The organism is Pseudovibrio flavus (assembly GCF_009711345.1).
In the GTDB taxonomy this organism is placed as follows: Bacteria; Pseudomonadota; Alphaproteobacteria; order Rhizobiales; family Stappiaceae; genus Pseudovibrio; species Pseudovibrio flavus.
Genome location: NZ_SMMA01000050.1, coordinates 2,211 through 3,460, shown reverse-complemented (window position 1 = coordinate 3,460; position 1,250 = coordinate 2,211). Strand labels below are relative to the sequence as shown.

Genomic DNA, 1,250 nt, shown 5'->3' with positions numbered 1-1,250 from the left:
GGACAGGCTGGTGTAAGAACGTACGAGACCCATTTCGGTCTGGGTGCGTGCGTCAAGGCGTACGTAACCACGAGCGAAGAAGCTCATGTCGTCTTTGCTTTTGTTGGTGCCGCCCCAGTGGCCGTTGTCAGCAAAGTTGTTCATACGCAGTTCTGTACGAACGCGGCCGGAAACGCGCAGGCAGGTGTCTTTACCAGGCAGTACGAAGAAGCCAGCGCCGAAAGCGTCGCAGGTCTGTACGTAGTCTACTGGTTCTACGGATGGCAGATCAGCAGCAAGTGCTGGTGCTGCAACTGCAGTTGCTGCAACTGCAGCAGCAAACATTTTGAATTTCATTTTTCTTGACCTTCCAAAGGTATTTATTGGAACAGCCCTGCTTTTTTGAAAGCCGAGCCGCTCCCCCCGTGCTTCATGACCTCGTCTCGAAGGAAACCCCTTCCATTCGTGACAAGCCTCGGTTGAGCTTCGTCAATCAGCACAGTCAAAAATCATGAAATCGCTGGATTTGAATACGGTAGAAATGCGTATACTCGCCCTAAAAGTGTAACATACATCACAACTGTGATTTGCATGTAACACGCATATACCCGTAGATCTAGGTTGTATAAAAGCTATCAAAACGGGAATAAACTGCGCTTGACGCGACGTTTTCAACTAATGGGGCAAATTGCCGGTGCCCACAAAGCCGCAAAAGCTGCGCTGGTTGCACTGTGATTATCGACAGGGCGGACCAGAAGTTGCAGAGGGCGAAGCTGCGTAGAACGCCCTAGTATTTTGGGCGCTGATGGTGACACTACCATTGGGAGGAATAGGGGCTGTGGGCGTTACACAATGCGGATTCGGAGTGGTTATAACCACGAGCGCAGCGGCCGCGGCTACTTATGAGTGCGCGCCTGTGAACTCTGGTTGAGCCACAGCAGGAAAAATGGCGATGTAGGATAGCGTGCCTTGACGGCTGAGGAAGCGGCGACAACGCGTCCTGAAAGGCTCAGGTATTCGCGCCAGCAGGCAATAGGCCGCCGCTCAAAAAATAACCCCTCTGCTGAACTACTGGCATAGGAGTCGGCAGAGGGGTACAAGGCGCAGGCGTTTCATAGCGCCTTGTTCTATTGGCGTTCTACACGGTGGTCGCAAACCTGAAGAACGCCCAAAGACATAGCGAGCTGTGCGAGGGATTACAGAGAGCTACACCCCTCGCACAGATGCGTTAGAACATCAGCTTCACAGCGGCGTTGGCGGCAAGGCCCTCG

At 53.0% G+C, this 1,250-nt stretch carries 1 protein-coding gene; it reads right to left on the bottom strand.

All coding sequences use genetic code 11. The features are described from left to right. The coding region (locus tag E1162_RS02610; protein ID WP_257098605.1) for a porin at positions 1-336 on the bottom strand (336 nt) is incomplete at its 3' end. Between the last annotated feature and the right edge of the window lie 914 nt (positions 337-1,250).